The organism is Terriglobales bacterium (genome assembly GCA_035691485.1).
In the GTDB taxonomy this organism is placed as follows: Bacteria; Acidobacteriota; Terriglobia; order Terriglobales; family Acidobacteriaceae; genus JAIQGF01.
Map to the genome: position 1 here is coordinate 21,451 of DASSIZ010000064.1, position 26,737 is coordinate 48,187.

The following is a 26,737-nucleotide window of genomic DNA, read 5'->3' on the forward strand; positions in this document are numbered from 1 at the left end:
ACCGCCCAATAGCACGCAAGTCACTGCCTCATTTGATCTTGCGCCCTAAGTCGTCGTTGAGGGGGAGGGGTAAACACCGCTGCCGCAAGTTATTACTCCTGCCGATTGTGAAAGTACCGATGCTCAGGCCCCGAGCCGATTGCGGAATGGCAGTCATCCAATGCGCTTTACAAGTAGCGGAGGGACAGCCATGGACCGAGTGAACGAGGAGGTGCTGGACTTGCTGTTTCGGAAGGGGCGAACGCACACCTCCTGGCTTCCGAAACCGGTGCCGGAGAAGCTGCTGCACGAGTTGTACGACGCGGTGAAATTCGGGCCGACAAGCGCGAACAGCAGCCCGGCGCGATTTGTTTTCCTGCGGTCGCAAGCGGCGAAGGAAAGGCTGCGGCCGGCGCTGGCGGCGGGTAACGTGGAGAAGACGATGACCGCGCCGGTGACCGTGATCATCGCCTACGACTTACGGTTTTACGAGAAGCTGGGGAAACTGTTCCCGCATAGTCCGGGCATGCGCGACGTCTTCGCGAAAAACCCGCAGCTGATCGAGACCACCGCCCAGCGCAACTCATCTTTGCAGGGAGCTTACCTGATCATCGCGGCGCGCGCCCTCGGTCTCGACTGCGGTCCCATGTCGGGGTTCGATAACGCGAAGCTGGACGAAGAGTTCTTCGCCGCCGGCAAGTGCGAGGACTGCGGGCAGGAATTTTTCCCCGCCGGTCATGTGAAATCAAACTTCTTGTGCAACCTGGGTTACGGCGATCCTTCGAAGTTGTTCCCGCGCAGCCCGCGGCTGGAGTTCCAGGAAGCCTGCACCATCCTGTGAAGGCCGCAATTTCGGCGGGGTGAAGGTGCAGCGCCGGCGAGGTCGCCGGGGGCCCACGATTTATTTCTGACGATCGACGAAGGAGGCGAAAAGGACGCCTGCCGAAGTTGAACTAGCGCCGTTCCTCACTGGCCTTGAACATGTACTTGATGGCGGCTTTGTAGATCAGGACGTTGGGCTGGCCGTTGCGGACAATCTTGATGCAGCTCTTGTCGTACCACTCGATGATGCCGTGCATGGAGTCGCCGTCCTGGAGCACGATCACCATCGGCGTCTTGGACTGCATTTGCTTCTGATAATAAAAGTTTTCGGCGTGAGTCTGCTCCGCGGGGGGAATTTTCTTGCCGCCCGAAATGCGCTCAGGGCGCTCGGGACGGTCGCGACGGTCGCCGTCGGAGCGGTTTTCATTGCGGCTCAGTGTCGGCCGGATCAGCTTGCGGTTGGCGAAACCCTCAGCGGGTTCCATCGCTCTTCCGACTGCGGCGGAATCCATTTCCTTCATACGATTCGGCTCCCCGACGGCCAAAGCAGCGACTGCTGCAGGGGCCGGATTTGCCCCGGCGCGGCTCTCCCGGCAATACGCCACACAGTAAAAATCGTCGTGAGGCGGGAGTTATTGCGTAATAAACAGGGATGAACTTGGCCCCTAACCTATCACAGGCAGGCCCCAGGCTCAAGGCGCAAGGCAGAAGGCGCAACCAGGCGCAAGGTGCGAGCGCAGGGCTTAACCGCTGGTTCCTGCCTACTTTTCCAAGGAGGCGACCATGGCATCCAGGGAGAGCGAGCGGAGAAGGTTGCGGCGCATGCCGGATTCGACCTCGCCGATCCGCTGCGCGGCGGCCGCGATCCAGGGGAAATCGATGGCTGCGGCCAAGCGCTTGAGTTCGGCGGCGATATCGGTGTTGCGCACCAGCTCGGGCGTGCCGGACTTCACGAACAGCAAGTCTTCAAGCAGGGAATAAAGGGTGCGGAGAAGGTGATCGGTCTTGTCGCGGCCTTCGGCGCCGGCGCGGTAGGTTTCGGTGACGCGGAACAGAGTACTGTGGTCGTCGGCGTTAACCGCCGAGGTGAGCAGCAGCAGGGCGTCCTGGCGCGCGGCGATGTAAGCGGCGAGGTCGAAGGAGCGGGCGCGTCCGACAGCGCCTTCGGACAGCCTGGCGACCAGCGCCCGCTGCGGCGGCTTCCACTCAGGGTGGAAAGAGGCGAGGTCGCGCTCGATTTCCGCAGCGTCGAGCGGGGCGAGTTGGAAGGTGACGCAGCGCGAGCGGATGGTGGGCAAAAGCTGGCCGGGGTTTTCCGCGAGCAGGAACAGCGTGGCGAAATCGGGCGGTTCTTCCAGGACCTTGAGCAGCGAATTGGCGGCCTCTTTCATGAAGGCAGCGCGGGTGAAAATAGAAACGCGGCGGCGTCCTTCGGCCGGGCGGAAATAGATTTCGTGGATGACGTGGCGGACCTGGTCCACCTTGATCATCATCTGCGGTGGGTCCGGCGGGATGATGAGCACGTCGGGATGAGTCTGGACGAAGATGCGCGTGTCCTTCTTGTCGGTCTCGCGGAGAGTTTCGCGGGCTTCGACGGCGGCGGTACAGCGGGCTTCAAGGTCGTCGGCCTCAGCGATGCGGAGGCAGTTCTTGCAGGCGCCGCAGAAGTCCGCGAGTTCGCCGGGGGGAGGCGACAGGCAGTTCATCGCCTTGGCGAGCATCTGCGCGAGAGTGTACTTGCCGGAGCCTTCGGGCCCGGCAAGGATCACGGCATGAGGAAAGCGATCGCGGGCCAGCATGCCGCGGAGGCGGTCAAGCACGTCGCGATTGCCGTGAAAGGAGGAGAAGGGCATGCGCAAGACGATAAAGGTTTCACCTTTCAAGTTTCAAGTTTCACGTTGTGCGGTTGAACGTGAAAGGTCAATCCATTGCGAACGGCGGACCTGGAACTAGGCGCTTTTGGCGGCGCCCAGGAAGCGTTGGCGGACGGCGTCCACGATGTCGCGATGCACGAGGTCAAGCTGGCGGCGGGCATCGACCATGAACACGCGGTTCGGCTCGCGCCTGGCGATGGCGAGATAAGCGTTGTGGACGCGGGTGAAGAAGGCCTGGTTTTCCTGCTCGAAGCGGTTCTCGTCGGCATCGCCACCCTGCGTCGTGGCCACCCTGGCGAGGTTACGGCGGCGCGCGCGGGCGACGCTGGAGGCGACCTCGGAATCCATGAGCACAGTCAAGTCCGGCTGAAGATTGCCGCAGGTTACCCGGTGAAGGGTGAGGACGACTTCGCTGCCGAGTTCTCGTCCGCCGCCCTGGTAGGCTTCGGAAGAATCGGTGAAGCGGTCGCAGAGCACCCACTTTCCGGATTGAATGGCGGGAAGAATGAGTTCATACACGTGCTGCGAGCGGGAGGCGAACAACAGCGCAAGTTCGGCCCTGGGAAAAAGGCCGGAGGTGGCGGAGTCAAGCACGATGGAACGGATGCGCTCGCCGATGGTGGTGCCGCCGGGCTCGCGGGTTTCGATGACCTCGACGCCTTCGGCGCGCAGGACCTCGGCGAGACGGTGAAGCTGCGTGCTCTTACCGCAACCGTCAAGCCCTTCGAAGGTGATGAACCGGCCTCGCGCGCGGGCGCTCACGGGCGACATCATATCATCGGGGCTGCTACACTCTTGCGGCGTGGGGGTCTCGGGAATTTGTCATTTGCAATTGAAAATCGGAAATTTCCCTCACGATCTTCCGCGATTTGATCCTAATCGGGGTGACATGCGCATCGTGCGTCTTCAATTGTTTGCTCTCGTCGTTCTTGTTCTTACACTTTCCCTGGAAACAACAGCACAGAGGCGGGCGGATGCGGCGACGCCCAACCCGCCGGGCACCATCCGAGTGGCGGTGGACGCGAGCCAGGCGGCGCAAAAGCTGTTTCACTCGCGGATGACGATGGCAGTGACCCCGGGTCCGCTGACGCTGCTGTATCCGAAGTGGATTCCCGGGGAGCACATGCCGAGCGGTCCGATCCAGGACAACGTGGGCCTGAGGTTCACCGCCGGGGGGCAGACGCTGACGTGGCGACGCGACGACGTAGACATCTTCGCGTATCACCTGACGATACCGGCAGGGGTGAAACAACTGGAGATCGCCATGGACTACACCTCGCCGACGGCGGGCGAGGGCGCATTCTCGTCGGCGGCGAGCGCGACCGATAAGCTGACGGTGATCAGCTGGAACCAGCTGTTGCTGTATCCGGCGGGGTTCACCAGCGACCAACTCATGTACCAGGCGTCGTTGAAATTGCCGACGGGGTGGAAGTACGGGACGGCACTGCCACAATCCGAGACACCGCCGCGAGCGGCCGGGCCACAAGGGGAAGCGATCTCCTTTCAGCCCGTGGCGTTGACCACGCTGGTGGATTCCCCGGTGATCAGCGGGGAATACTTCCGCGCGATTCCGCTGTCACCGGCCGGAGAAGCGCGTCCGGCGGAGCTGGATGTGGCCGCCGACAGCGCCGCAGCAATCGACATCAGCGGCGACGTGCAGGCCAAGATGCGCAACCTGGTGGTGGAAGCGGGGACACTGTTCGGGGCGCGGCACTACCGGGATTATCACTTCCTGTTGTCGTTGAGCGATCACGTGGCGCACTTCGGGCTGGAACATCATGAGTCGAATGACAGCCGGACGTCGGAGCGGGCGTTGATCGACGATAACCTGCGGCGGGTGGCATTTGGCGATCTGCTGGCGCATGAGTACACGCACTCGTGGAACGGGAAGTACCGGCGGCCGGCGGGGCTGAGCACGCCTGACTACGCGCAGCCCATGAAAGACGATCTGCTGTGGGTGTACGAGGGATTGACGCAGTATTTCGGGAAGCTGCTGGCGGCGCGCAGCGGCATCTGGTCGGCGGACGATTTCCGTGACAACGTGGCAATACTGGCGGCGGAGGAGGCGCATCGTGTGGGACGTCAGTGGCGGCCGCTGTCGGACACGGCGGTGGCGGCGCAGGTGCTTTACGAGTCTCCATCGCAGTGGTCGAATTGGCGGCGCGGAGTCGATTTCTACGATGAAAGCGTGCTCATCTGGATGGAAGTAGACACGACCATCCGGCGACTGACGAACAACCAGAAATCGATCGATGATTTCGCCAAAATATTTTATGGGCCGCCGGACAATCCTCTGAACGTGGCGCCGCACGTTATGCCTTACACGCTGGACGACGTGGTATCCGCGCTCAACCAGGTCGTATCGAACGACTGGCGCAAGTTATTGCTGGAGCGAGTGGACTACGTGGGGCCGAACTTGTCGATGGCCGGCCTGGAGGCGAGCGGGTGGCGATTGGTGTATACCGACACGCCCAACGACCTGCAGCGCACGCAGGAGTCGATCGGGCACGGCGCCGACTTCCGCTATTCGTTGGGAATCATGCTGAACCGAAACGGGCGCGTGGGCGATTCGGTCTTCCTCAGCCCGGCTTACCAGGCAGGCATCATGCCGGGAATGACGGTGGTGGCGGTGAATGGACGCAAGTATTCCGACGAGGTGCTGCATGACGCGATCAAGGCGGCGAAGAATGGTTCAGCGCCGATTAACCTGCTGGTGGAGAACTCGGAATACTACAAGACGTGTGCGGTGAATTATCACGACGGCGACCGCTACCCGCACCTGGTGCGGGACACGTCGAAAACGGATTTGCTGGGAGACATGATCAAGCCGCGGGGGAACAAGTAGCTAGGAGCTAGTAGTTAGCGGTTAGGAGTCGTTGGTGGATCGCTACTAATCCTCTTCGACGCCTTCGAACAAATCCGTTTCGGGGGAGATAACGCTGGGGGTGGAGCGGGCGGCGAGGTGAAAGTGCTCCTCATGGGCGCGCCTGGCGACGTTGCTTTCGAAGAGGGAAAACAGCGGGGCCTGACTGCTGTGGGCCTTGAAAGCAGAGATTTTCCTGGCCAGGCGATCGGGCCCAATCGTGATGGTGGTGGTAACGGGAGCAGGGGCGATCGGCTGGCGACCGGGTAGCGTGAACAGCGCAGTACCGTAATAAAGCTTCTGTGCCTGATGCAGTGTAATGCCGTTGGTGAGTTGTTCCTCGAAACGGTTGCTCCGGCCTGCCCATTCAAAAGCCATGGTCGTAAATATGCCGGCCATCGAATGATCAGGGTGGGCGGTCACCGCACCTTCGGGACCGTAGGTCAGGATTACCTGTGGCCGCATGGTCCGTATGCGAAGCACCAGGTCTTCCACGACGCGGTAGAAGTCGGTGCGGTCAAGGGCGCCATCCGGGTAGTCGAGGACCTCACAACCAGTCACGTTGAGAATGCGGCAGGAGGCAGCGAACTCAAGTCGGCGCTGGGCGGCGAGGTCCGCGTCGGAGCGGGTATTGCCACGGTGGGTGGCGGCCTGGCCCGGGGTCAGGCAAATGACGTGGGTTTCGACGCCGCGCTCGCGGTAGAGCAGCAGGGAGCCACCGAAGCTTCCAGCCTCATCATCAGGATGAGCAGTGACACACAATAATCGGCGCATGGAACCGGCACGCAGGGGCGTTTTTTCGCATCACAGAAAAGCAGCCGCTCCGCTCGGCACCTTAGATGTGGCGTGCCGTTGGCAGTTGCACAGAAAGCGGCTTACCTGGAAAAAGTCGTGCTGCGCAGCCCTGAATTACGCTTCAGCGCGCTGGCCGGGATGGTGTTGTGCCTGGCCGTGGCCGGCGGCGCCTCCGGACCAAGCACACCCGCAAGCCCCGTTGTCTTCGTATATCGCGCGCGGATTCCGTTGGGCAGCGAGACATTCGCGGTGCAGCCGTGGAGGTCGGTGCTGACGGTGATGGCTTCGGCCGAGAACCCGCATTTCGAAGGCTGGCGTCGCGAGACCCACGCCGACAAGGAACTGCTGCTGGACGCGAGCGGGCGGCCGGTCCGGTTTTTCCCCAGGCACATCGATTTCCGCATCAGCGTGGGCACAAGGACGCACGTATCGGACATTGAACCGTTCCCGATACAAGCCGGCCTGGCGCTGAACGATTACCTGCTCGGCCTGCGCTTCCGGTTGAAGATCTTCCACGGGCTGCAGCAGACGGTGGTCGAGCCCGACGAAGTGGCGCTGATCGGTGTTCCCTCCGACGTTCCCTATGACGAGCGCATCTACCGCGCCTCATTCCAGCTGCCCCGGGTGCCGATAGAAGACCGCATCGTGCTGGAAGTGCTGACGCCGCAAGGAGAACGGCTGTGCAAGTTCCACCTTGATCTAGGCTAGCTGACAACGTCCGATTACCCTGAAGCAGATCAGATTGGTTCCCGGTACTGGCGCAAGCGGGCCGCTGCGGCGAGGAATGCTACAGCGATTGCCAGACCGATCCATAGACCCGGGCTGATCAGGAACTGACCGGGAGTGAAGTGCATCAGCGGATCCATTGAAAGGATGCCGGTCAAGATATTATCGCCTCCCCCACCCCCACCGAGCATGCGTTCCTGAAGCAGTGTGAAGAAATGCGAAGTATTGAAGGCAATCCTCTCGACGGCTCCAATCGCGACCAGCGGCAACGCGGCCCATAAGAATGGGGCGCGCCGTGCCCACGCTGACACCAGCAGCAGCCAGGCGTAGAGTGGCGCGTACCAGAGTCCATGAGCCGTCAGGAAGTGGTAGAACAGCATCGGCCACGTCTGGAACAGCGAGGCATGGCTCCACAGAACCGAGACACTCAGACCGCTCCCCGCCAAAACTGCCGTGCTCACGAGCAGCATGATCCACTGCATGACAACCGTGGTCGCGAAGGAGACCAGCGGGAGGATCACGACTGGGGTGATCGCCTTCGAGATCACTGCCGTGAGATCGGAAACCGGCATCGACTTCCAAAACAGGATGCTGCGATCGCGCCGTTCTCCGTAAAGCGCGTCGAGGGAGTAGAACACCCCGACGACAAGCGTGGTCAGCATTAACAGGCCGGCGGCGATCAGGTACGGCTGCGCGATCAACTTGTGCTGCTCCATGGGGCCGAGGGCTGCCGCGGCGCGCATCCTGGACGGCAGAAAAAACATGCTGATCAGGAAGCCGAGCAGAAAAACCGCGGCGACGGCCGGCGGCGCGACGTAGATCGAACGGTTTTCCCACAATTCGCGTCGCACCGACCAGTACAAGGGCCGGGTGGCGGAGATGACCACGGGCGCGACTTGCTGCGAGTCGAAGGACTCGGGCACGGCACTGGATTCGGTATTCATACATGCGCTCCTTGTGTTGCTGCTGCCTGATTGCCCATCACGGCAACGAACAAGTCGGCGATGCTGGGCGTCCGCACATCGCCCAGCGCGGCGAGTTGCTGGTGATCGACAGCGTCGAACAGCAGGATGTTGCGCCCGAGGCTCTGCCGCTCGTGCATGGGTTTGAGCGCCCGCGCCGCGCCCAGCTTTTCGGGATGCACCAGCACTTCCCGGTACCGCGCATCCACCTCGTCCATGCTGCGCGTCAAGACGATGCGCCCGCGATGGATGAACATGACATCGGTAAGGACATGCTGGATCTCTTCCACCTGGTGGGTAGCCACAACGATAGTGCGGGTGCGATCGAAGTAATCGTGCAGCAGGGAATCGTAAAACTGCTTGCGAAACAGGATGTCCAAGCCGAGGGTGGGCTCGTCCAGCACCAGCAACCTGGCGTCGATGGCCATGACGAGAGCGAGGTGCAGCTGGGTCACCATGCCCTTGGACAATTCTCTGACCCTGCTGCCACGCCGAATGTCGGTTCGGTCCAGAAAGGCTGCCGCCTTGCCGCGATCGAACCGCGGATGCACGGAGGCGACGTAATCGAGGGCCTGCGAAACGCTGATCCAGCGCGGCAGCACGGCGACGTCGGAAATGAAGCAGACATCGCGCATGAGCTGATCGCGCGCCGTCCAGGGATTGCGCCCGAGAACCTTCAGTTCTCCCTGGTACGGGATGAGGCCGAGAATCGCGTTGAGCGCGGTGGTCTTGCCGGCGCCGTTGGGACCGATGAGTCCGAGAATGCGGCCCTCTTCCACTCGCAAATCGATGCCGTCCAGTGCGAGGGTCGTGCCGAAAGTCTTGCGCAGGCCGCGCGCTTCGATGCATACCATAGCTTCAGCGCTCCTTCGCCGGCGGATTCGGTTTGAGCGGGCCGGATGCGTCGGTCTGCGAAGCCGACGCATCCGATGACGGCTCAGGGTTTGCGCCGTCGAGCAGTTGTTCCGCTTTCAGGCCGAGCCGCTGAATGGTGGCGAAGATCCTTGGCCATTCTTCGCCAAGAAACCTCTGCCGCTCGCCCGCCAGCAACAGATTGCGCGCGCCGGCATTGATGAACATGCCGCGTCCGCGCCTGGTTTCCACCAACCCCTCGTCCACCAACTGCTGATAGCCTTTCAGGACGGTGAGGGGGTTGACCCGGTATTCGGCAGCGACAGTGCGCACGGAAGGCAGCGGATCGCCTTCCATGAGCACTCCGTCCAGGATCATGGCGACGACACGGTCGCGGAGCTGGCGGTAGATCGGCTGACTGTCGTTCCACTCGCGGTCCATCAGCTCTTCCAGGTCATCTCAGTTGCCAGAGGTACTGCTCCCAAAATTTGTCCGCTGCAGGTCGAAACGCGCGCGGGTCGGTTTTTCGCCGGGTCCCATCCAGGTCCATTCCTCGATGTGGTGGTTGGCGTCAATGAAGGTGAACACGGCATGATGCATATGTCCGTACTGATTGGGGCCGGCGAGATCCAGAAAATCAAATTCCAGCGTCTTGCCGTCCGGCGAAACCTTGCCGACCATGCGCGGGCGGTTGCCGGCGTCACAGTAATGAGTCAGGAGAAGGCGGTCCCCGTCCAGATAAAACATGGTGAGAGGATGGTCGGGTCTTCCGGAGACCGATATCTCGTGCACGAGCGCATTGCCCATGGAAGTCACGCGCAGCGAAAACTGCGCGAACTTGCCTTCTACAGTGGGTTCCTGCGGGAAAGTTGTCAATTGGCCCACCCACGAACCCGCCACTGTTTTCAGCTTGTCGAAAGACTTTTGCGCGTCGGACGGAGCGGGTTTGGCGACGGAGGTGTGCGCGTCAGACTGAGCGAAAGTCATGGTGCAAAGCGACAACAGGATAAGAGACAGCAAGAAGCGAAGGGAATTCATGTTTCTTCTCCCAGCAGGGCTCGCATAATCGGTAAGTCGCTGAAGAAGCGGAGCCAATCTGCTATACTGTTATAGTTAACTATAACACTAGGATGATGTCAAGCACAATCTCCGGGAGTCGGCAATAGCAGTCCACTCAGCATGATTTCTCCTGGTTAGTTGTCTTGTTTCTCGATCGAGCCGGCTTGTTCCGACAGCATGAATTCCAACACTTCCTGCGGATGCTGGGACATCCAAACCGGCGCGAAGGACTGCCGGTGCAGTGGAGACGGTCCGAACTTGCGCAGGCTGGCTACGTGCTTTGGGCTGCGGTAACCCTTGTTGGAGGCGAGATCGTAGGCGGGAAAGACGGGCGCCCAGCGGGAGACGAGCTCGTCGCGATGGACCTTGGCAATGATGGAAGCGGCGGCGATGGAGGCGGAGAGCGCGTCGCCGTGGATGATCTTGGTCTGCGGGCAGTCGTATTGCACGCGGACGGCGTCGAGCAGCAGGTGGTCGGGACGAGGATCCAGTTGCGAAATGGCTTCTACCATGGCCAGCAGCGAAGCGTGGTAGATGTTGATCTGGTCGATGCGGGCGGCATCCACGGCAGCGACCGACCAGGCGATGCTGTGCTCCTTGATGCGCTGGGCGAGCACTTCGCGGCGAGGGGCGGGCAAGAGCTTGGAGTCACGCAGGCCGCGGATGCGGTAGCCGGGATCGAGGATGACCGCGCCGGCGACCACCGGGCCGAAGAAGGCGCCGCGGCCGACCTCGTCCACGCCGGCGACAAGCCTGGCGCCAACGGTCCATGCCTGCTTTTCAAATTTCAGGGTGCACTTCAGGCGTTTGAGCAGGCGCATCTTTGCCGTAGAGGCGGAGATCTGGTCGGCGGGTTTCAGCAGGCGGGGCACAGAAACGAAACTAAACCACGGATCATCACGGATGTCTACGGATCAGAAGCTTGGGTTCTTCCTGATCCGCGTGAATGCGCAGCGATCGGTGGCGGAAAATTATTCGGCTTCGCGCAGGCGGGCAGCTTTGCCGCGACGGGCGCGCAGGAAATACAGCTTGGAGCGGCGCACGCGCGACGAGCGCAGCACCTCAATCTTATCGATGACCTTGGAGTTGAGCGGGAAAATGCGCTCGACGCCGTGACCGAAGCTGATCTTGCGGACAGTGAAGCTGGGATGGGCGCCGCGGCTACGCGAAATGACCACGCCTTCAAAGGCCTGCAAACGCTCTTTGTCGCCTTCCTTGATTTTAACGTGAACGCGGATGGTGTCGCCGGGAGCGAAGGCCGGCAGGTCGGTGCGCTGCGCCTTGGCAATCAGCTTCTGCAATACAGGTGAGGTGGACATGACACTTTTCCTTCGTAGAATCGAATTTTAAATATAGCAGGCACAAGGGAATGAGGCTAGTACGGGCGCCCTTGAGCGGGGGATTAGTCATTCAGGAATCGGGTAATTTGGTAATTTGCAAGCCCATCACGCCGAGTCTAGCTCCTTGAACCTTGCGCCTTCAGCCCTTCGAGAATCTTGCGGTCTTCCTTGCTGAGTTCGGCCTGGTCGAGCAATTCGGGGCGGTTGCGCAAGGTTTTCTCCAGGGCCTTGGTTCGCCGCCAGCGGCGGATGGCTTCGTGGTCGCCGGAGGCCAGCGGCTCGGGAACCGCCATGCCGCGAAAATCGGCAGGGCGAGTGTAGTGCGGGTAGTCGAGCAGGCCGCCGGCGCTGATGGTGGAATCGGGAATGCGCTTGCCCTCGGCATCGAGGGGCAGGCGAAAGCTGACTTGTTCCGTGCCGAACGATTCAGTCCGCGCGGAGGCTTCGTTGCCCAGGGCGCCCGGAATGAGGCGAGTGATGGCGTCAACGATGAGCGCGGCCGGAAGCTCTCCACCGCTGAGGATGAAATCGCCTACGGAAATTTCGCGGTCGGCGAGGAATTCGCTGACACGCTCGTCAACGCCTTCGTAGCGACCGCAGATGAGGAAGAGGCGGTCGAGTTGCGACATCTCGGCGGCGATGCGCTGGTTGAAGAGCTCGCCCTGAGCGGAGAGCAGCACGACGGACTCGCGCGGGACGGGGACACTGGTCGAAGAGCCGTGCCACACACGTTCCGCCCGCGGTGAGACGCGCAGGAAATCGAGGCAGTCGAAGATCGGTTCCGGCTTGAGGACCATGCCCTCACCGCCGCCGAAGGGCCGGTCGTCCACGCTGCGGTGCTTGTCCTTGGTGAAGGTGCGCAAGTCGTGGATGTTGATCTCCACCAGGCCGGACTCGCGCGCCCGCCGCACGATGCCATAGTCGAGCGGGCCGCGGAAGAAGTCCGGGAAGATGGTGATGAGGTCGAAAATCATAAGCAACTTTTGGCCATTAGCGATTAGAAATTATCTTTCCCTCAGGGGCTGAAGCCCTCACTAATGCGACGGCTCCGGGCGGCACGGCTGAAGCCGTGCCCTACCCATTTGTTTTTTTCTGCGCGTTTTTTTCTTCCTGCGATAGCGGAGCGTCCAGGTCGAGCATGCCCTCGGGCAGCTCCATCTCGATTCGCCGGGCCTCCGGCGCAAGCTTACGGAGATATTCCTGCGCCAGGGGGATCAAGAACTCGCGCTGGTCCTGACGAACGACGAGAAGCGGCGCTTCACCGGCCCCGAACTGAACGTCAGCAACGGCGCCGATAAGACGCGCTTGCCCGCCCACTGCGGCGCCGCTGACGAAGACTTCGCAGCCAACGAGGTCGCCGACATAGGCCGAGCCCGCTTCGAGCGCCGTGCGCTCGGCACGGGGAACCTGAATTTCGCAGCCGACCAGCGCCTCGGCATCGTCGATGGAATCGACACCCTTGAACTTGAGCACCAGCCGCTGCTTGTGCGGCCAGAAGGCCTCGACCTGCAGTTCCCGCCGCGCGCCGCTGTCGTCGAGAGCAAAGACGTGCGTGCGCTCGGCGAAGCGTTCAGGAAAATCGGTGAGAATATCGGCGGCGACTTCGCCAAGCCGGCCTTGCGGCTTGATGAGGCGGGCGATGGTGATGAACTCGTCCGCTATTCCAGGATCTCCAGCTCGAAACGGCGGTCCAGTTTGCTGCCGGCGGCGCCCAGGATGTTGCGAAAAGCGCGCGCCGTGCGGCCCTGTTTGCCGATCACTTTGCCGAGGTCGCCGGGGGCGACGCGCAGCTCAAGCACGGTGGCGCCGTCTTCATCGAAGGATTCGACGGAGACCTCGCCGGGAGTATCCACGAGCGACTTGGCGATTTCCTCGATCAGCGCACGCAGATCGGGTGCGGGCTGCTCAGTGCCGGCGGTGGATGGATCGCTCGCCATAATCACTAACTCAGTAGCTCAGTACATCGATCACGCTGCCGGGGAAGTCGCGGCGGCGGGGTACTTGGCGACCAAACGGGCGACCGTCTCCGACATCTTGGCGCCCTTGCTGACCCAGTGGTCAATGCGTTCACGCTTAAGATTGACGCTGGCCGGAGCGGTCCGCGGGTTGTAAGTGCCGACCACTTCCACCGAGCGCCCATTGCGCGCCCGCTCTTTCTCGATCACCACCACGCGATAGTAAGGTTGCTTACGCGCGCCCACGCGCGCCAGTCGGATCATTAACACAGAGAAACATCCTTTCCTGCTGGTTGGGTTCCTGCGGATTACCGAAGGAGCAAGACAAACCCTTATTATTGCGGAAGGTGTGAGGATTGGCAACGATAAACAGAAACCGGGCTCAAGGCGCGCGGCGCAAGGCGGACAAAACATCTGCCGGTTCGATTCGGATCGTATAGTCCGGATCCGCGGCGGCAAAAACTACTTCATGATCCCGCAAAACGAAGGTGGCGGGCAGGGGCAATTCCCAGCTTGGCTCACCGTTGATGAACGGCAGGTTGACGAAGGTCTTGCTGTACATCTCCTGCTGGTAATCGGGAACTCGATACGCCAGTCCGAATTGCCGGGCGACCGCGTTGCCGGCATCGCTGAGCAGGGGAAAGGCAAGCTTGTGCTGGTCGCGCATGAGGTAGGACTGGTGCACGGTTTGCGGCGAGATGGCGACCACGGCCGCTCCGGCGGCGAGCACCTGGGGCAGGGCTTCATTCCAGGCTTCCGCAGTGGCAACACAGAACGGGCACCAACGCCCGCGCAGAAAGACGATGACCAGGGGACCGGAGCCGGAGGCGAAGAGTTTGCCGTCGTGGTCCGGCAGTTCGAAGCCGGGAGCTGCGGACCCGACCGGCAGGATGCGGTCCGCGATTCCGGAGGCGCGCAGTTCGTCCACGGAGCGGCGATTGACGGCGAGCGAAGCGGCAGGAACGTATTTCTCCATCAGTTCGCGGCGCTCGTCGAGCGCTGCTTTCAGGGTCGCGTGACCGAGTCCGGATTGGGCTTCTTCAAGGCTGCGCCACTTCATGGCTTGTTGGCGTCGCGGTCTTCGAGTTTTTTCATCAGTTCCCGGTAGGTCGGAGGCATGTGCACGGTTTCGCGCATGGCGACGGTGATGGGGAAACGGATGCCGCCCTTGTGCGTGCCTTCCAGGCCTTCCATGATCTCTTCCGACCAGGCGAAAGGAAAGGCGAACACCATCTCGGTGTCCTGGGCCATGCCGAAGACGCGGTCCCCGGTGCAGGGGAGGATGACCTTGGGCTCGTTGGTGGTCATGGTCTGGATGACGATTTCGGCGCAATCGAGGCGGCCCCCCGAAGTGCTTGCGACGCGACCGCCGCGCTTGTACAGGGTGGCGTGAACCAGGCGCAGCACCTGCGCGCTGTTGGCGTAGATGGCGATGACATGGGGCTCGAATTTCGCCCGGTTCAGGGGCGCGACGCAGAGGTGCTCGTAGTCGCCGGGCTGGAATTTCCACGCGCTCGCTTCGAGGTTGGTGGCCGCCTGTTCGTCCTTGCAATACATCCCAACCGCCGCGAAGCCTTTCAGGTACTCGTCATTGGGTTTGCGAAACCCGAAGGCGATAGCAGCGAGCGGGCAGATGACGTCTTTCTTGCCGACGGCGATGCCCCAGCCATAGCGGCGCGCGACGCCAATGGACTGGCAGACGATCCATTGCTCACCGAGGTCGCGGCTGGGGACCTTGATGTCCGGCGGAAGTTCTTCGCCGGGCTTGATCATGCGAATGGCGAGCGGAAAGGTGTCGGGACGGACGTAGCGGGAGATGGCATCGTCCAGTTTCTTCAGGGTTGCAGCGGGAGCGGCGGTATTAGTAGGCATGACGGCACCGTTGTCGATGAAATGAGCGGGCCAGTATGAATCAGCGGCGGGGCAGGCGCAAGGCAACAGCAGATTTCTCGCGGGCCAAGGCTTGCTCGGAATGACAATATTAAGAGGGCTTGTACGGCACGGCTAAAGCCGTGCCCCTTCCCAAGTATCGCCGCCAGAGCGCTCCAACCTCGATTCACATTCCCGGGAACTTCATGCCGGCCAGCTTGCGGCCAAAGCTGGCCTTGCCCATGTCCTTAAACATTTTTCGCATCTGGGCATACTGGCGCAAAAGCTGGTTTACTTCCTGCACCGAGGTGCCGCTGCCGCGTGCGATGCGCTTGCGGCGGCTGCCGTTGATGACGTCGTGGTGCTCGCGCTCGTGCGGGGTCATGGAGTTGATGATGGCTTCGACGCGCGTGATCTGGCCCTCGTCAACATTGTCCACGGCCTTCTGCATGTTGGCGAAGGGACCGACCGAGGGCAGCATCTTCATGATGCTGGAGATGGAACCCATCTTCTTGACCTGGCGAAGCTGGTCGCGGAAATCTTCCAGGGAGAAGCCATCGCCGCCGAGAGCTTTCTTGGTGAAGTCCTCGGCCTTCTTGCGGTCCAGGGTCTGCTCGGCTTTTTCGATGAGCGAGAGGATATCGCCCATGCCGAGAATGCGGCCGACGATGCGGTCGGGATGAAAGGGCTCGAGGGCATCGAATTTTTCGCCCACGCCGATGAACTTGATCGGTTGCCCGGTGACCTTGCGGATAGAAAGCGCAGCGCCGCCGCGGGCGTCGCCATCCATCTTGGTAAGCACAACGCCGGTGAGGGTGAGCTTCTTGTGGAATTCGTCGGCGGACTTGACCGCGTCCTGGCCGGTCATGGCGTCGGCAACGAACAGGATCTCCTGCGGGTTGAGCAGCTTCTTTAGCGACTGCATTTCTTCCATGAGCTGCTCGTCGATGTGCAGGCGGCCGGCGGTGTCGACGATGAGTATGTCGCTGCCGGTCACGACGGCTTCCTTGCGCGCTTCCTTGGCCAGGCGCTCCACGGTGGCGGTGTTGGCTTCCTCGACCTGGCCTTCGTAGAGGTTGGCGCCCACTTGCTTGGCCACGACCTTCAACTGCTCGCGGGCGGCGGGACGATAGACGTCAACCGAGACCAGCAGCGGACGATGGCCGCCCTTCTTGAGCCAGTGCGCCAGCTTGCCCGAGGTGGTGGTCTTGCCGGAACCTTGCAGGCCGGCCATCAGGATGACGCTGGGCGGTTGCGAGGCGAACTTCACTTTGGCGGTATCGTGGCCGAGGAGCTCGACGAGTTCGTCTCGAACGATCTTGATGACCTGCTCGGCGGGAGAAAGCGCGGTCATGACCTCCTGGCCGACCGCCTTGGCCTGGATGTGGTCGATCAATTCCTTGACGACTTTGAAGTTGACGTCAGCTTCCAGCAGGGCCAAGCGGATTTCTCGCAGCGCCTCCTGGATGTTCTCTTCGGTGAGCTTGCCTTGGCCGCGCAGGTTTTTGAAGGCGCGCTGCAGCTTGTCGGTAAGGTTCTCAAACATATCTGAGCTTTGATTCTATCAAGGAGTGGAAAGTAGCTTCTCCAGAACAGGCTACACGAGTCATAGACCCAACACGTGGGGTAACATGACCGAGCGCCCCATGCTGATTTCGAGACAGCCCGGCCTCTACCGGTTCGGCATCTTCGAAGCCGACTGCGCGACCGGCGAACTGCGCAAGGCCGGCGCCCGCGTACGCCTCCAAGACCAGCCCTTTGCCGTACTCATGGTCCTGCTGGAACGGCCCGGCGAACTGGTGACACGCGAAGATCTGCGCCAGAAATTGTGGAGCGGCGACACCTTCGTGGATTTCGATCACAGTCTCAACACCGCCATCACCAAGTTGCGCGAGGCGCTGGGCGATGCGGCGACCAATCCTCGATTTATCGAGACCCTGGCGCGCCGCGGCTATCGTTTCATCGCCCCTGTCCAGCGGTTCGACAACAAACTTGCCAGTGTCCCTGCAAGCCCGACGGAACCCGCCGCGGCATCCAGCGAAGGTGGGTCGGGCTTTGCGATTCTTACTCGTCCTGCCGACGTTCCTCCCGTTCCGCGGGGATATGTGAGAGCGCTGTTCGCGCTCATCCAGATCATGTACCTGGTGTTTTATGTCGTCGCGCTTACGCGCTTGCACGCCGTGGATCGAGCCCTCGACCAGGCATTCGGACAATCCCCCTGGCTCCTCGTCGTGGTGGTGGTTACGGCGGTGATTGGCGTGCCCATTCGCCTGTTCCTGTTGAGCGCGGCGGCATTCAATGTCTGGCAGGTCAGCCGGAAGTTTACGCGCCTTTTTCCCGTGGTCATTGTGCTGGATGGGATATGGGCGCTCGCGCCGTTCTTGCTGGTGTCCAAGATTGGCTGGGGCGGCGCACTAGCAGCAACCGCGGCGCTGCTCTACGTGCCTTTTTCCCAACGGACCTTGCTGCTGATGGGCGAGCGCGCGTCGACATCCGGGAATTGAGCTTTCGGGACCAGGAACACCCAGCGGTCGCTGACCAGGAAATTCGCCGCATAACAAGCGGATATGCTGATCAGGTTGGCGGGCAGGACGGGAAGCCCCGCTTGCCCGACCAGCCACCACATCAGCAGCAGGTTTCCGACAATCGAAATGGCGGCATTGGCCAGGCAAAATCGCAGCAGCCGAACCAGTATCTCTGCCGGCCCCGTGCCTTGCGCGCGATCGGCCCAAGTGAAGCGCTCATGCCAGATGAAATTGTGAAGCACGGCGCATGCCACCGCCAGGGCGGTCGCCGGCAGGTACGGGAGACGCAGTCGGATAAAGAGGGACAGCGCGCCCAGTTGCACCCCAATCCCAATGGCTCCGACAAAAGAAAACTTCAGCCAGCGTACGTGCTGTGGTGTCGAAGCGTTCAAGGCATTCGCTCCTCGCGATAAAGGCGCAGAGAGTGTGTGATGCTCGACACCACTAGCATGACCGTCATCGCGGCGATGGCCACCGTACCGCCCACGTCGAAAAGCCGGAACTGAATGCCGTGCAGCTTCACCACCGGCCGGTACAGCAGCGCAATGTTTCCGATCACCAGCAGAATCCGGATTTCAGTCGGTCCCAGCTTGCCGTAGGAGAGGCGAAAAGTTCCCAACGTGTAGGAGGCAAGGTAGACCTCAATGGACAGCATCAGAAACGCGACCAGCATGCCGGCGGCGATGGCGGGGTGAACGTAGCCGGAAAGTGCCATGCCGCCCATGAGGAAAAAGGCGGCGAAGGTGTCGATGATGTGGTCCACGTAGAAGCCGTAGCGTGGCCGCTGCCGGCCGCGAACACGCGCGAGAGTGCCGTCCATGCTATCGCCGAGCCAGTTCACCGCCAGGCAGAGGATCACAACCAGCAGCGCTCGGCGGTCCCAGCGCGCGGCGGCGTAGAAAACTCCTGCCAGCGCCTGACCGGCAAAGCCGAGCGCAGTGAGGTGATCGGAATTGATCCACTGCGGAGTGCGCTCCGCCATCCAGATCAGGGCACGCTTTTCCAGGGAGGCGGACACGCTGTCCTGAATTCGCGTGGCAGGGACAAATGGTAAGCAATCGTTTCGCGTGACCATGGCTGGCCTCCTATGGTGAGAAAGATGCCAGACCGCCGGCCCCAAATCCAATGCACCGGAGGTAAAACGTCACGCAACCGGAGGTCACTGTCCAAGTATCAGAGAAGGCGATATTTACGCAAGAAAGACACCACAGAACTCTTAGAGTTCGCTGTGCAGCACACGCGAGGGCACAGCGTGCCCTTTCAAATCGATGCTCGGACCCAGCCATACTGGGTATTGCTGGGCTCTGCCATGCCGGAGGCTTTGTACATTTTGCGCAGACGCTGCAGGTAATCGGCCGGCAGCGGGTTGATTTTTTCGTTGGGATCGATGCCGTAGACGCGCGCCGCGTTCAGGCCGAAGATGGCGCGTTTCACCTCCGGAGTAAGCGGCTGGTAGCCGAAGCGCTTTTGCAGATCCGGGGGCATTTCCAGGCGGCGGAAGGCTTCGATCTGCCACTGTGGCGAGCCCCACCAGATGGAATCAGTTCCCCAGAGCACGTGGTCGGAGCCGAAGGCGTCGATAATCATGCCCATCACATAGGAGGCGAGCAGCGGACTGGTGGAGACCATGAGGGCGAAGGTGCTGCCCATTTCCATGTAGATATTCTTGATCTCGGGGTTCTTCTTCTTCCAGGCGCAGATATCGGAGGTCCAAGGAATGTAGGTCTCGGTGCGGAACTCGCCTTTGGCGGCGGCAAGCGCGTCCTGCGGTCCCCGGAAGCCGGAGTGGTAGACCAGGAAATTCAGGTTGGGAAAATCCTTGGCGGCCTTGGGCACGTCCATCGGGCTCCACCATTCGGGATCGCCGGGGAAGGGCAGCCCCTTGTGGATGCAGATGTTCTTCACGCGCTGCTTCACGGCTTTTTCCAAGGCGGGGTAAGCGGTCTTCTCGTCATCCAGGCGCCAGCCTGCCTTCCCCTTGGCGCGAGCAACGCCGGTGTAGCCCTTCCAGGCGTTAATCTTCAGCTTCGATAACTGCGCGTCCATGAGGTCGAGATTCTCGTTGCCGAGGTCGGGCGAAAAATATCCGTGGCTGATGACGCGCGGCGAACTGGTCAGTTGGTTAATCCAGGTCTTGCTCTTGAAGATGACTTCCGGCGTGAGGACGTCGGTCTCTTCCGACGATCCCGGCAGAGCGCTGAGCGCGACCACGTCGGTGTCGCTGTCGAGAAACACCTCCTTGATGTAACTCTCGATGTAGGCATCTTCGATATGCGCAGTTCGATCTTTTAATGCGGGATTGATTTTGCGCGCCATGTTGCGCATGCCGACCACCGCGTTCAGGAATTCCTGATCGGCGTGGGGCGCCTGCTCGGGCATGGCGACGTGGTGAGTCTGGATGTCAAAGATGAAAGTCTTGAGCTTGTTTGCGTCGACTGCGGCGGACTCGAACAATTCTTCGGCTTCGACGGTGAACATGCGTCCGAAAACGGTGTTCATGGCCGCGAAGGCCAACGCCATGCCGCACGAGGATTTCAGGAAACTTCTGCGGTCCGTGCCGAGCCGCCGCGCCTGGCGTTCGGCCCCGGCGATGATTTCCCGCTCCAGCCGCTTCTGCTCGGGAGTCTGCGGAATGGGCGTGTACTCTTCGTTGGAGATCACCTGCGTCGGCACCGGCAGGCAGCGGTCGAGCCAGGCGTCGAGTTCCGACTTGCGAACCCAACCGTTGTGAATAGCAGGTTTGGGAGGCTTCAGCGCTGTTTTCGGATTGGGCATTTCCTCACCCCAGTGAAGAAACGCAGAATACGCCTGTGGGATGGGAAGGACAAACGTTCGAATGACAGCCGCAGCATCGGCCGCAATCGGGTCGCGTTCCCAAACCCGGATTTTCCCTTCCCAAAGCCGAAATTTTCCTTGCCGCCGAATCACCCTAGAGACTGTGACGGGCATTGGCTTGCGATGCCAGGCGAGTTACTGTGTCGACGTGCTGCCTTATCCCAATGCGCTGACCAACCAGGTCAAAGCGGCGTTCTGCCAGCACGAGCGAACCATGGTTCGCAAGAAACCGGCGTGCTGGACTTGCTCCTGGTGCGAGAAGGGGACCGACGTGATGGTCACCAGCTGCACGGAAGCGCGGCGCTGCCTGTTGACGCAACTGCACAGCAACGGGAACGGCCAAGGCAAGAAGCCGGAGACGTTCGGGACGATGTCCCACGCCGCCTGACTCAACTGCCGAATACTTCCTTGGCCGCCGCCACCGTATTGCTGTGGATGGTGATGGTGTCGTTCAGGTCCAGCGCGTAGCCCCCGGCGAGAGTGACCATTACCGGGATGCCGCGCGTTTTGGCCATGCGGAAGACGAACTGGTCGCGCTTTTTCAGACCCCCAACGCTAAGTTGCAATCCGCCGAGCTGATCGTACTGGTAAGGGTCAGCGCCGGCGACGTAGCTGATCAATTGCGGCTCGAAGCGGCGCAGCGCGGAGCTGACGGCGTTATCGAGCCAGCCCAGATAAGGCTCGTCCCCGATGCCGTCGGGCAAGTTCACGTCAATCGATGAAGGCGGCTTCCACGTGGGGTAATTGTTCTCCTGGTGGAGCGAGATGGTGAAGACGTCGGCGCCGTCGGCGGGGAGTTCGCGAATGGAACCGTGCTCGGTAGTGCGCAAAGTTGGAGCGCCGGCCGACGGCAGCGGCTGCGCCGCCAGCTCCAGCGCCCGCTTCCTCCCGAAGATAACGGCCGTGCCGTTGCCTTGGTGGACATCGCAATCGATGACCAGGGCGCGCTCGATTTTTTTGTCTTTTTGAAGGCGGCGAATGGCGACGGCAATGTCGTTGATCATGCAGAAGCCCTCACCATGATCGGGAAAGGCGTGGTGAAAGCCGCCACCAAGGTTGATGCCGATGCCGTCCTGGAGCGCACATCGACCCGCCAGAATGGATCCCCCGGCGGCGAGCCAGAAGGCGTCAACCAGTTCTTCGGAAAAAGGGATTTCCATCTGCAATTCTTCGCGGGCGGTGAGCGTGCCGGTCTGCAGCTTGTAAACGTAATCGGCGCCGTGAACGAGGAGAATGTCGCGGTCCTCGGCTGGGTGAGGCGCGATGAAGTCGGCGGGTTCGGCAAGTCCGCTCTCGAGCAGGCGCTGATGCACGAGGCGGTACTTGCCTGCGGGAAATACGTGTTCCCCAATGGGCAAGTAATAGGCATCGCTATAAACGATCTTGAAGGGCAGCATCGGGAACAGTGCAGCTTAGTCCCCTGCGCGATTCCCACTCAAGCCAAAAGACGGACTGCAGTGGGGTACCCACTTCCGTACAGCCGCGAGCAGCAGGGAATAGCCAGAGTTGCTGCCGGACGGAGTTGCCGGCCAGCAGTTTCCCATAGAGGTTGCCTGGCATCCAACTCAACGCTGCGAAATACCAAAGGGGAACCAATATGGGCCTTATCGACAAGCTCCGGAAAGCCGAGGAGCACGGTCGGGGGGCGGCCCACCGGGGTCTCGAAAAAGCGCGGGAAACTTGGGATGACGCCGAAGCGCGGCTTCGCCGCAAGATGCGGCTTCATCCGAGGGGAAGTGCAGAGAACGCGCCGGTCCCGAAGCCGGACTCTGCTGTGCCACCGGCCGCTACTTCCGAACCAGTGGCGAGTGCAACCTCATCCAACCGCGCGTCCGAACAAGACGCCGCCTAGCTTAAAGGGTCAGCGGTTAATTGTTGGTGGTCTGCACATTAGTATATTTTTTGCCGACTACCATCGACTCGACCGTTGGCCCTTTTGCCCTGCGTTCCAATCTTGCGCAGGGCAACAATAGCGTTCAGAATCGCCGAGGCCCAAAATTATTCCCTTCCGCCTCTACCTTTGCCAATCTTCCGAGCGCAAGAGCGATGGTCGAACCTTACAGAGACGATGCCCCGGCTGCGATATAGTCGAACCAGTTGAACGTGGTCCCGAGATTCCAAATCCGGCGCGTGGCGAGCGTTCTCGGCGCCATCCTGCTCATGGCCTTATTGTCTCTGCCGGCATGCAAGCGAGGCGGAGGCAAGCAGGCGGAGATCGCTTACGTGTCGGTACCGCAGGCGAACCTGCGCGACCGCATCGCAGCCGTGTACAGCAAGGCCGGGGTGGTACACAACGCGGAGCGGGTCGAGGTGCTGGAGAAGAGCCGCCGGTTTCTCAAAGTGAAGACCGAGCGCGGCGAGATTGGCTGGATCGAAGAGCGCTACGTGGTAGACGCCAGCGTCTATGACGGGTTTCAGAAGCTCGCCCGGGAAAATGCGAAGTACCCGGTGCAGGCACATGGGACCACGCGCGTGACCCTCAACATGCACCTCACCGCTGGACGCGACTCCGAGCACTTGTTCCAGATGCCGGACGGAGCCAAGGTTGAAGTGCTGAAGCGCGAAACGGCGGAAAAGCCGCAAACCAGGGTCAATCCTTCCCAGCCCAAGATAGAAAAGCCGGGAGCCAAGAAGGCGGCGGCGAAGTCGGAGGAGACACCGGTATCTCGTGAAGACTGGCTGCTGGTGCGCGACCCGGCCGGGCATACGGGTTGGGTACTGTCGCGCATGGTGGATCTGGACGTGCCGCTAGAGATCGCACAGTATTCCGAAGGGCAGAGAATAGTCGCCTACTTTGTGCTCAACCAGGTTGCGGACGGGGAGAAGAAGGTTTCCCAGTACCTGGTGCTGCTGACGGAAAACAAGGACGGCCTGGCGTGGGACTTCGACCAGGCGCGGATTTTCACCTGGAACGTGAAACGCCACCGCTATGAAACCGCGTATCGCGAGCGCAAACTGGTGGGCGTCTTTCCGGTAACCGTGGGCACCGCGGACTTCGGAAAAGAGGGCGTGCTGCCTGCCTTTACGTTGCGAGTGAAAGACGACGACGGCAAAACCACGGAGCGGAAGTACAAGCTGAACGGCCCGATTGTTCGCCGAGTGCTCTCACCGGAGGAAGAACAGGCGAAGGCGCAAGCCAAGCCGGCGCGCCGGCGCAAATAAGCAAGTCCTCCCACCAACCCATGCGGCGGGTGGTCCCCAAGGCCTTTGCGGCATTGACCCGTGTCGGGGAGTTTTTCAGAGCGGGCATCGGCTGGTTCCGGTGAGGAATCCAACTTCCGGGAGTTCGTAATATGGCCGAAAAAGTCAAAAAGTTGAACCTGCCGCGGGATTACAAGAAATATCTCTATTTCATCGACGGCAACGGCAACATCTGCCAGAAACCAAAATCGGGAGAAGGCGACTCCCAGGTGCTGGTGGAAAACGCGGTGGAACGCGACAACCGCTTCCTCTATTTCATCGACAAAGATGGGGACGTAGCCCGCTCGGAGCGCGGCGCCAAGGGCAGCAAGAGCAAGAAAGTCGCCTGATGGCCTCAAGAAATTCGTGCAACATGTGGGTGTTCCGCGAAGGGCGGAGCACCGCCAGCGGGAAAACTTCGCTTGCGGAATTGCAGGCCTCGCTTCCCGCCCATGCTTCACCCTCTCATGACCGGCTGGTGGACGCGCTGCTGCGCGCAGGAGAATTGGAATGCGCGCTGGCCGACGCCGACGCTGCCGATGCGCCGCTGGCCGCCAGCATTAACAGCAGCGTCGCGGCTGCGCTGGTGGGATTGCCCGGCAGCCTTGCAGGGCTGCGCGCCGCGAGGAAGACACTCGAACGAATTTCGGTTCCTGATGTCATTACAGTCTCGCCGCCGGAAGGCTTCGCCTATTACGCGGTCCATCCGCTCGATTTTGCCGATCTTGCCGACAGCGCTCCGCTCCCGGAGAGTCAAGCGGCGCTGATTGGAATCCGCAGCATCGGAACCACGTTGAGCGCCGTGGTGGCGGCGGCGCTGCAGCGGCGAGGTGCGCGGGCGGAAAGGATCACGGTTCGTCCGGTGGGGCATCCGTATGATCGGCGAACCACGTTTTCACCGGACCAACTGCGCTGGATCGGGGCGCGTCGCGCCGCCGCGGCGGAATTTCTGGTTGTGGATGAAGGGCCGGGAATCAGCGGGTCGTCGTTCTTGTCGGTGGGCGACGCGCTGCTGGCGGCAGGCATAGCGCGCGAACGAATCACTTTCCTGTGCAGCCGCTACGCCGACCCTGAGTCACTGGCCGCCCGTGATGGCGCGTCACGCTGGCGGTCATTTCATTCGAAGGTGGTTGAATCCACCCGGCGCACGCCCGCCGACCGCGGACCGTACATGGGCGGCGGGGAGTGGCGGCAGCGGTTTTATGGCGAGGAGTCGCACTGGCCGTCGTCATGGACCCAGATGGAGCGGCTGAAGTTCCTCTCTCGCGATGAACGGCGGATGTTCAAGTTCCACGGCATTGGCCGCTTCGGCAGCACTGTTGCAGATCGGGCGCGACGACTCGGCGAAGCCGGGTTTGGTCCGCGGCTGGTGGCCCATAGTTGCGGGTTCAGCGAATTGGAGATGGTGGAGGGCCGCCCGATGAATGCGGCGCGGGTTTCGGCCGCCGTGCTGGAGCGCGTGGCAGATTATTGCGCGCTGCGCGCGGTCGAGTTCGAAAGTGCCCGGACGCAGCCATCGCAGCTCGACGCCATGGTTCGCTTCAATGTTGGTGAGGAATTCGGCAGCCGCATGGCGAGCGGAGTGCCGCCGCTCCCTACCGAGCGGCTGGTGATTGCCGACGGCCGCATGCTGCCGCACGAGTGGATCAGCACGCCCGCTGGGGCGTTAATCAAGACCGATGGCGCAACTCACGGTGATGATCATTTTTTCCCTGGGCCGGTGGACATCGCTTGGGATCTTGCCGGCGCGATCGTGGAGTGGGGAATGACGTCGGCGGCGGCCCACTTCATGCTGGCGCACTACCGGAAACGCAGCGGCGACGATGTTAGCTCACGGGTGGAAGCGTACCTGCTCGCCTACAGTGTTTTTCGCATGGCGTATTGCGCGATGGCGGCGTTTTCGATGCGCGGTTCGCAGGAGGAAACCAGGTTGCGGTACGCGACGGCGCATTATCGCAACCTGGTGGAAGCGGAGCTCAAGGCGCCAGGCTTGAGGCCACAGGCTTCAGGAGAGCGGAATCCGCAGTGGAGGCAGAGGACCGGCAAGGTCGAGAGCGCCCTGGCACTGGGCGATGGTGGAGCGAATCCCCGCTAGATCCACGCCCGCGTAGGATTCCGGATAATCGGAGAGATTGCGCAGCGCGCGGGCGAGCAGCGAGCGCGCACCGCGGAGATTTCCGCGGCCGTGGTGATGCAGCGCGACCGCCACCTGGATCATCCCCTGCAGGAATTTTTTCTCATCCGCGGGCGCAGCGCGCCACACGTCTTCCCAGACTTCGTGCGCGTCGAAATACTCGCGCGAGTTGAACAACTCCAGACCGCGCTGGAATTCCTGCAGGTTCATTTGCCAAACATGGGGTAATGGCTGGCTGCGCCCATGAAGAACAGCATGAAGAACGACACCACGAAGTTCAAGCGCGAGGCGAGAAATGCCAGGCGCGCCTGTTTTGCCAAGGCAGGGGGCATGGCGCCGCCGGGATTCTCGGAAGTCCAGCGGATGATCTTCTTCTGCATGCGCCAGACCACGCCCCAGACGTTCAACATCATGAACCATCCGATGCCGCCGCCAATGCCGATAGAGAGCAGACGATTGCTCTCCCAGCCATCGTTGTTGATCGCCAGGTAGAGGTAAGCCGCGGCGAAGACGGCGACACCGCAGATGAGGCCGAATACGGCGCCTTTGCGCAAGACTTCGGCTGGCGACATCAGCGCGCCCATTTCGATGGCGAAAGCCACCGTCCAGATCAGGAAGAAACTCCAAATGGCGGTGCCGGGCGAAGCATTGCCGTTGCGCGCATCGGTGGTGACGATGTTCATCCAGTAGGAAATTCCTGCCAGCACGGTGACCACCGAGGCCCAGCGGAACCACCACAGCGCGCGCGTCATCAGCGGGGGAACCACGCGGGAGCGGGTTGGACCGTCCAATTCCTTGAGCAAGGGAACACTCACCAGGTTGAAAAAATAGAGGAGCCCGATCCAGGTGATGCCGGCCAGGAAATGGATCCAGCGAACCAGCATCAGGACGTTGGCGGCACTCCCTTCGGGCAGTGAAACGTGGACCTGGAAGACGGCGATGGCAGGCGCGATGGGCACGAATCCTC

General features: G+C 61.5%; 31 protein-coding genes. 8 read left to right on the plus strand and 23 right to left on the minus strand.

Going from position 1 to position 26,737, the window contains the following annotated elements:
• Positions 1-190 precede the first annotated feature (190 nt).
• Positions 191-820 carry a malonic semialdehyde reductase gene (locus VFI82_07915; GenBank protein HET7184597.1) on the plus strand — a complete coding sequence of 210 codons (630 nt, stop codon included), beginning with the start codon at positions 191-193 and terminating at the stop codon, positions 818-820.
• 112 nt (positions 821-932) lie between these two features.
• On the opposite strand, the gene VFI82_07920 is transcribed toward VFI82_07915, so the two are convergent.
• The 3 genes from VFI82_07920 to tmk all read right to left on the minus strand — a co-directional run bounded on the left by VFI82_07920 (position 933) and on the right by tmk (position 3,437).
• Positions 933-1,286, minus strand: a complete 354-nt coding sequence (locus VFI82_07920; GenBank protein ID HET7184598.1) for an RNA chaperone Hfq — start codon at positions 1,284-1,286, stop codon at positions 933-935.
• Between the two features lie 276 nt (positions 1,287-1,562).
• Positions 1,563-2,684, minus strand: coding sequence for a DNA polymerase III subunit (locus VFI82_07925; GenBank protein HET7184599.1), 1,122 nt, complete (start codon positions 2,682-2,684; stop codon positions 1,563-1,565).
• A gap of 66 nt (positions 2,685-2,750) precedes the next feature.
• On the minus strand, positions 2,751-3,437 hold the full coding sequence (gene tmk / locus VFI82_07930) for a dTMP kinase (protein HET7184600.1): 687 nt from the start codon (positions 3,435-3,437) through the stop codon (positions 2,751-2,753).
• A gap of 127 nt (positions 3,438-3,564) precedes the next feature.
• On the opposite strand from tmk, the gene VFI82_07935 reads away from it, so the two are divergent.
• Positions 3,565-5,520 (plus strand): M61 family peptidase, encoded by a 1,956-nt coding sequence (locus VFI82_07935; GenBank protein ID HET7184601.1) that lies wholly within the window; start codon positions 3,565-3,567, stop codon positions 5,518-5,520.
• A gap of 45 nt (positions 5,521-5,565) precedes the next feature.
• Here VFI82_07935 and VFI82_07940 read toward each other — a convergent pair whose 3' ends face one another.
• Positions 5,566-6,312: a PIG-L family deacetylase gene (locus tag VFI82_07940; protein HET7184602.1), complete on the minus strand. Its 747-nt coding sequence runs from the start codon at positions 6,310-6,312 to the stop codon at positions 5,566-5,568.
• 72 nt (positions 6,313-6,384) lie between these two features.
• Here VFI82_07940 and VFI82_07945 point away from each other — a divergent pair, with 72 nt between their 5' ends.
• The gene (locus VFI82_07945; protein ID HET7184603.1) at positions 6,385-7,041 is read left to right on the plus strand and encodes a hypothetical protein; all 657 of its coding nucleotides are present in this window, start codon (positions 6,385-6,387) and stop codon (positions 7,039-7,041) included.
• A gap of 29 nt (positions 7,042-7,070) precedes the next feature.
• On the opposite strand, the gene VFI82_07950 is transcribed toward VFI82_07945, so the two are convergent.
• The 13 genes from VFI82_07950 to ffh all read right to left on the minus strand — a co-directional run bounded on the left by VFI82_07950 (position 7,071) and on the right by ffh (position 16,642).
• On the minus strand, positions 7,071-8,003 hold the full coding sequence (locus tag VFI82_07950) for an ABC transporter permease (protein HET7184604.1): 933 nt from the start codon (positions 8,001-8,003) through the stop codon (positions 7,071-7,073).
• Positions 8,000-8,875 (minus strand): ABC transporter ATP-binding protein, encoded by an 876-nt coding sequence (locus VFI82_07955; GenBank protein HET7184605.1) that lies wholly within the window; start codon positions 8,873-8,875, stop codon positions 8,000-8,002. The genes VFI82_07950 and VFI82_07955 overlap by 4 nt, the downstream gene beginning before the upstream one ends.
• A gap of 4 nt (positions 8,876-8,879) precedes the next feature.
• A complete protein-coding gene (locus VFI82_07960; GenBank protein HET7184606.1) occupies positions 8,880-9,314 on the minus strand; it encodes a GntR family transcriptional regulator in 435 nt (144 codons plus the stop codon).
• Between the two features lie 18 nt (positions 9,315-9,332).
• Positions 9,333-9,911 (minus strand): hypothetical protein, encoded by a 579-nt coding sequence (locus VFI82_07965; GenBank protein ID HET7184607.1) that lies wholly within the window; start codon positions 9,909-9,911, stop codon positions 9,333-9,335.
• A 155-nt stretch (positions 9,912-10,066) separates the two neighbouring features.
• Positions 10,067-10,804, minus strand: coding sequence for a ribonuclease HII (locus tag VFI82_07970; GenBank protein HET7184608.1), 738 nt, complete (start codon positions 10,802-10,804; stop codon positions 10,067-10,069).
• A 99-nt stretch (positions 10,805-10,903) separates the two neighbouring features.
• A complete protein-coding gene (rplS, locus tag VFI82_07975) occupies positions 10,904-11,251 on the minus strand; it encodes a 50S ribosomal protein L19 (GenBank protein HET7184609.1) in 348 nt (115 codons plus the stop codon).
• Positions 11,252-11,388: 137 nt separating this feature from the next.
• Positions 11,389-12,246 carry a tRNA (guanosine(37)-N1)-methyltransferase TrmD gene (trmD, locus tag VFI82_07980; protein HET7184610.1) on the minus strand — a complete coding sequence of 286 codons (858 nt, stop codon included), beginning with the start codon at positions 12,244-12,246 and terminating at the stop codon, positions 11,389-11,391.
• A 100-nt stretch (positions 12,247-12,346) separates the two neighbouring features.
• Positions 12,347-12,934 (minus strand): ribosome maturation factor RimM, encoded by a 588-nt coding sequence (rimM, locus tag VFI82_07985; GenBank protein ID HET7184611.1) that lies wholly within the window; start codon positions 12,932-12,934, stop codon positions 12,347-12,349.
• Complete coding sequence (locus VFI82_07990; protein HET7184612.1) at positions 12,931-13,209, minus strand: KH domain-containing protein; 279 nt, start codon at positions 13,207-13,209, stop codon at positions 12,931-12,933. Before VFI82_07990 ends, rimM begins: the two co-directional genes overlap by 4 nt.
• Positions 13,210-13,239: 30 nt before the next feature.
• Complete coding sequence (gene rpsP / locus VFI82_07995; GenBank protein ID HET7184613.1) at positions 13,240-13,491, minus strand: 30S ribosomal protein S16; 252 nt, start codon at positions 13,489-13,491, stop codon at positions 13,240-13,242.
• Between the two features lie 118 nt (positions 13,492-13,609).
• Complete coding sequence (locus tag VFI82_08000) at positions 13,610-14,287, minus strand: peroxiredoxin-like family protein (GenBank protein HET7184614.1); 678 nt, start codon at positions 14,285-14,287, stop codon at positions 13,610-13,612.
• Positions 14,284-15,099 (minus strand): DUF169 domain-containing protein, encoded by an 816-nt coding sequence (locus tag VFI82_08005; protein HET7184615.1) that lies wholly within the window; start codon positions 15,097-15,099, stop codon positions 14,284-14,286. The genes VFI82_08000 and VFI82_08005 overlap by 4 nt, the downstream gene beginning before the upstream one ends.
• 184 nt (positions 15,100-15,283) lie before the next feature.
• The gene (gene ffh / locus VFI82_08010; protein HET7184616.1) at positions 15,284-16,642 is read right to left on the minus strand and encodes a signal recognition particle protein; all 1,359 of its coding nucleotides are present in this window, start codon (positions 16,640-16,642) and stop codon (positions 15,284-15,286) included.
• Between the two features lie 100 nt (positions 16,643-16,742).
• Here ffh and VFI82_08015 point away from each other — a divergent pair, with 100 nt between their 5' ends.
• On the plus strand, positions 16,743-17,600 hold the full coding sequence (locus VFI82_08015; GenBank protein HET7184617.1) for a winged helix-turn-helix domain-containing protein: 858 nt from the start codon (positions 16,743-16,745) through the stop codon (positions 17,598-17,600).
• On the opposite strand, the gene VFI82_08020 is transcribed toward VFI82_08015, so the two are convergent.
• The 3 genes from VFI82_08020 to VFI82_08030 form a co-directional block, all read right to left on the minus strand.
• Positions 17,534-18,013 carry a GtrA family protein gene (locus VFI82_08020; GenBank protein HET7184618.1) on the minus strand — a complete coding sequence of 160 codons (480 nt, stop codon included), beginning with the start codon at positions 18,011-18,013 and terminating at the stop codon, positions 17,534-17,536. The genes VFI82_08015 and VFI82_08020 overlap by 67 nt on opposite strands.
• Positions 18,010-18,639 (minus strand): CDP-alcohol phosphatidyltransferase family protein, encoded by a 630-nt coding sequence (locus VFI82_08025; protein HET7184619.1) that lies wholly within the window; start codon positions 18,637-18,639, stop codon positions 18,010-18,012. The genes VFI82_08020 and VFI82_08025 overlap by 4 nt, the downstream gene beginning before the upstream one ends.
• Positions 18,640-18,881: 242 nt before the next feature.
• Positions 18,882-20,396, minus strand: coding sequence for an amidohydrolase family protein (locus VFI82_08030; protein HET7184620.1), 1,515 nt, complete (start codon positions 20,394-20,396; stop codon positions 18,882-18,884).
• Positions 20,397-20,559: 163 nt separating this feature from the next.
• Between VFI82_08030 and VFI82_08035 the strand changes: the two genes are divergently transcribed.
• Positions 20,560-20,844, plus strand: a complete 285-nt coding sequence (locus VFI82_08035) for a hypothetical protein (GenBank protein HET7184621.1) — start codon at positions 20,560-20,562, stop codon at positions 20,842-20,844.
• Between the two features lies 1 nt (position 20,845).
• Here the strand turns inward: VFI82_08035 and VFI82_08040 are convergent, their stop codons facing one another.
• Positions 20,846-21,853: a histone deacetylase gene (locus tag VFI82_08040; GenBank protein HET7184622.1), complete on the minus strand. Its 1,008-nt coding sequence runs from the start codon at positions 21,851-21,853 to the stop codon at positions 20,846-20,848.
• 733 nt (positions 21,854-22,586) lie between these two features.
• Between VFI82_08040 and VFI82_08045 the strand changes: the two genes are divergently transcribed.
• The 3 genes from VFI82_08045 to VFI82_08055 all read left to right on the plus strand — a co-directional run bounded on the left by VFI82_08045 (position 22,587) and on the right by VFI82_08055 (position 25,731).
• A complete protein-coding gene (locus tag VFI82_08045; protein ID HET7184623.1) occupies positions 22,587-23,618 on the plus strand; it encodes an SH3 domain-containing protein in 1,032 nt (343 codons plus the stop codon).
• Positions 23,619-23,749: 131 nt separating this feature from the next.
• Positions 23,750-23,986: a hypothetical protein gene (locus tag VFI82_08050; GenBank protein ID HET7184624.1), complete on the plus strand. Its 237-nt coding sequence runs from the start codon at positions 23,750-23,752 to the stop codon at positions 23,984-23,986.
• Positions 23,986-25,731 (plus strand): hypothetical protein, encoded by a 1,746-nt coding sequence (locus VFI82_08055; protein HET7184625.1) that lies wholly within the window; start codon positions 23,986-23,988, stop codon positions 25,729-25,731. Before VFI82_08050 ends, VFI82_08055 begins: the two co-directional genes overlap by 1 nt.
• Here the strand turns inward: VFI82_08055 and VFI82_08060 are convergent.
• Positions 25,642-25,980, minus strand: a complete 339-nt coding sequence (locus VFI82_08060; protein ID HET7184626.1) for a DUF309 domain-containing protein — start codon at positions 25,978-25,980, stop codon at positions 25,642-25,644. The two genes, VFI82_08055 and VFI82_08060, sit on opposite strands and share 90 nt — an antisense overlap.
• On the minus strand, positions 25,977-26,729 hold the full coding sequence (locus tag VFI82_08065) for a hypothetical protein (protein ID HET7184627.1): 753 nt from the start codon (positions 26,727-26,729) through the stop codon (positions 25,977-25,979). The genes VFI82_08060 and VFI82_08065 overlap by 4 nt, the downstream gene beginning before the upstream one ends.
• Between the last annotated feature and the right edge of the window lie 8 nt (positions 26,730-26,737).

Excerpts from the sequence above, each read along its gene's own strand:
- VFI82_07915 (HET7184597.1), top strand. The coding sequence starts at position 191 with ATGGACCGAGTGAACGAGGAGGTGCTGGACTTGCTGTTTCGGAAGGGG.
- VFI82_07955 (HET7184605.1), bottom strand. The coding sequence starts at position 8,875 with ATGGTATGCATCGAAGCGCGCGGCCTGCGCAAGACTTTCGGCACGACC.
- VFI82_08055 (HET7184625.1), top strand. The coding sequence starts at position 23,986 with ATGGCCTCAAGAAATTCGTGCAACATGTGGGTGTTCCGCGAAGGGCGG.
- trmD (HET7184610.1), bottom strand. The coding sequence starts at position 12,246 with ATGATTTTCGACCTCATCACCATCTTCCCGGACTTCTTCCGCGGCCCG.
- ffh (HET7184616.1), bottom strand. The coding sequence starts at position 16,642 with ATGTTTGAGAACCTTACCGACAAGCTGCAGCGCGCCTTCAAAAACCTG.
- VFI82_07940 (HET7184602.1), bottom strand. The coding sequence starts at position 6,312 with ATGCGCCGATTATTGTGTGTCACTGCTCATCCTGATGATGAGGCTGGA.
- VFI82_08000 (HET7184614.1), bottom strand. The coding sequence starts at position 14,287 with ATGAAGTGGCGCAGCCTTGAAGAAGCCCAATCCGGACTCGGTCACGCG.
- rpsP (HET7184613.1), bottom strand. The coding sequence starts at position 13,491 with ATGATCCGACTGGCGCGCGTGGGCGCGCGTAAGCAACCTTACTATCGC.
- VFI82_07950 (HET7184604.1), bottom strand. The coding sequence starts at position 8,003 with ATGAATACCGAATCCAGTGCCGTGCCCGAGTCCTTCGACTCGCAGCAA.
- rplS (HET7184609.1), bottom strand. The coding sequence starts at position 11,251 with ATGTCCACCTCACCTGTATTGCAGAAGCTGATTGCCAAGGCGCAGCGC.
- VFI82_08005 (HET7184615.1), bottom strand. The coding sequence starts at position 15,099 with ATGCCTACTAATACCGCCGCTCCCGCTGCAACCCTGAAGAAACTGGAC.
- VFI82_07920 (HET7184598.1), bottom strand. The coding sequence starts at position 1,286 with ATGGAACCCGCTGAGGGTTTCGCCAACCGCAAGCTGATCCGGCCGACA.
- VFI82_07960 (HET7184606.1), bottom strand. The coding sequence starts at position 9,314 with ATGGACCGCGAGTGGAACGACAGTCAGCCGATCTACCGCCAGCTCCGC.
- VFI82_08030 (HET7184620.1), bottom strand. The coding sequence starts at position 20,396 with ATGCCCAATCCGAAAACAGCGCTGAAGCCTCCCAAACCTGCTATTCAC.
- VFI82_08015 (HET7184617.1), top strand. The coding sequence starts at position 16,743 with ATGCTGATTTCGAGACAGCCCGGCCTCTACCGGTTCGGCATCTTCGAA.
- VFI82_07935 (HET7184601.1), top strand. The coding sequence starts at position 3,565 with ATGCGCATCGTGCGTCTTCAATTGTTTGCTCTCGTCGTTCTTGTTCTT.
- VFI82_07965 (HET7184607.1), bottom strand. The coding sequence starts at position 9,911 with ATGAATTCCCTTCGCTTCTTGCTGTCTCTTATCCTGTTGTCGCTTTGC.
- VFI82_08040 (HET7184622.1), bottom strand. The coding sequence starts at position 21,853 with ATGCTGCCCTTCAAGATCGTTTATAGCGATGCCTATTACTTGCCCATT.
- VFI82_07990 (HET7184612.1), bottom strand. The coding sequence starts at position 13,209 with ATGGCGAGCGATCCATCCACCGCCGGCACTGAGCAGCCCGCACCCGAT.
- VFI82_08060 (HET7184626.1), bottom strand. The coding sequence starts at position 25,980 with ATGAACCTGCAGGAATTCCAGCGCGGTCTGGAGTTGTTCAACTCGCGC.
- VFI82_08050 (HET7184624.1), top strand. The coding sequence starts at position 23,750 with ATGGCCGAAAAAGTCAAAAAGTTGAACCTGCCGCGGGATTACAAGAAA.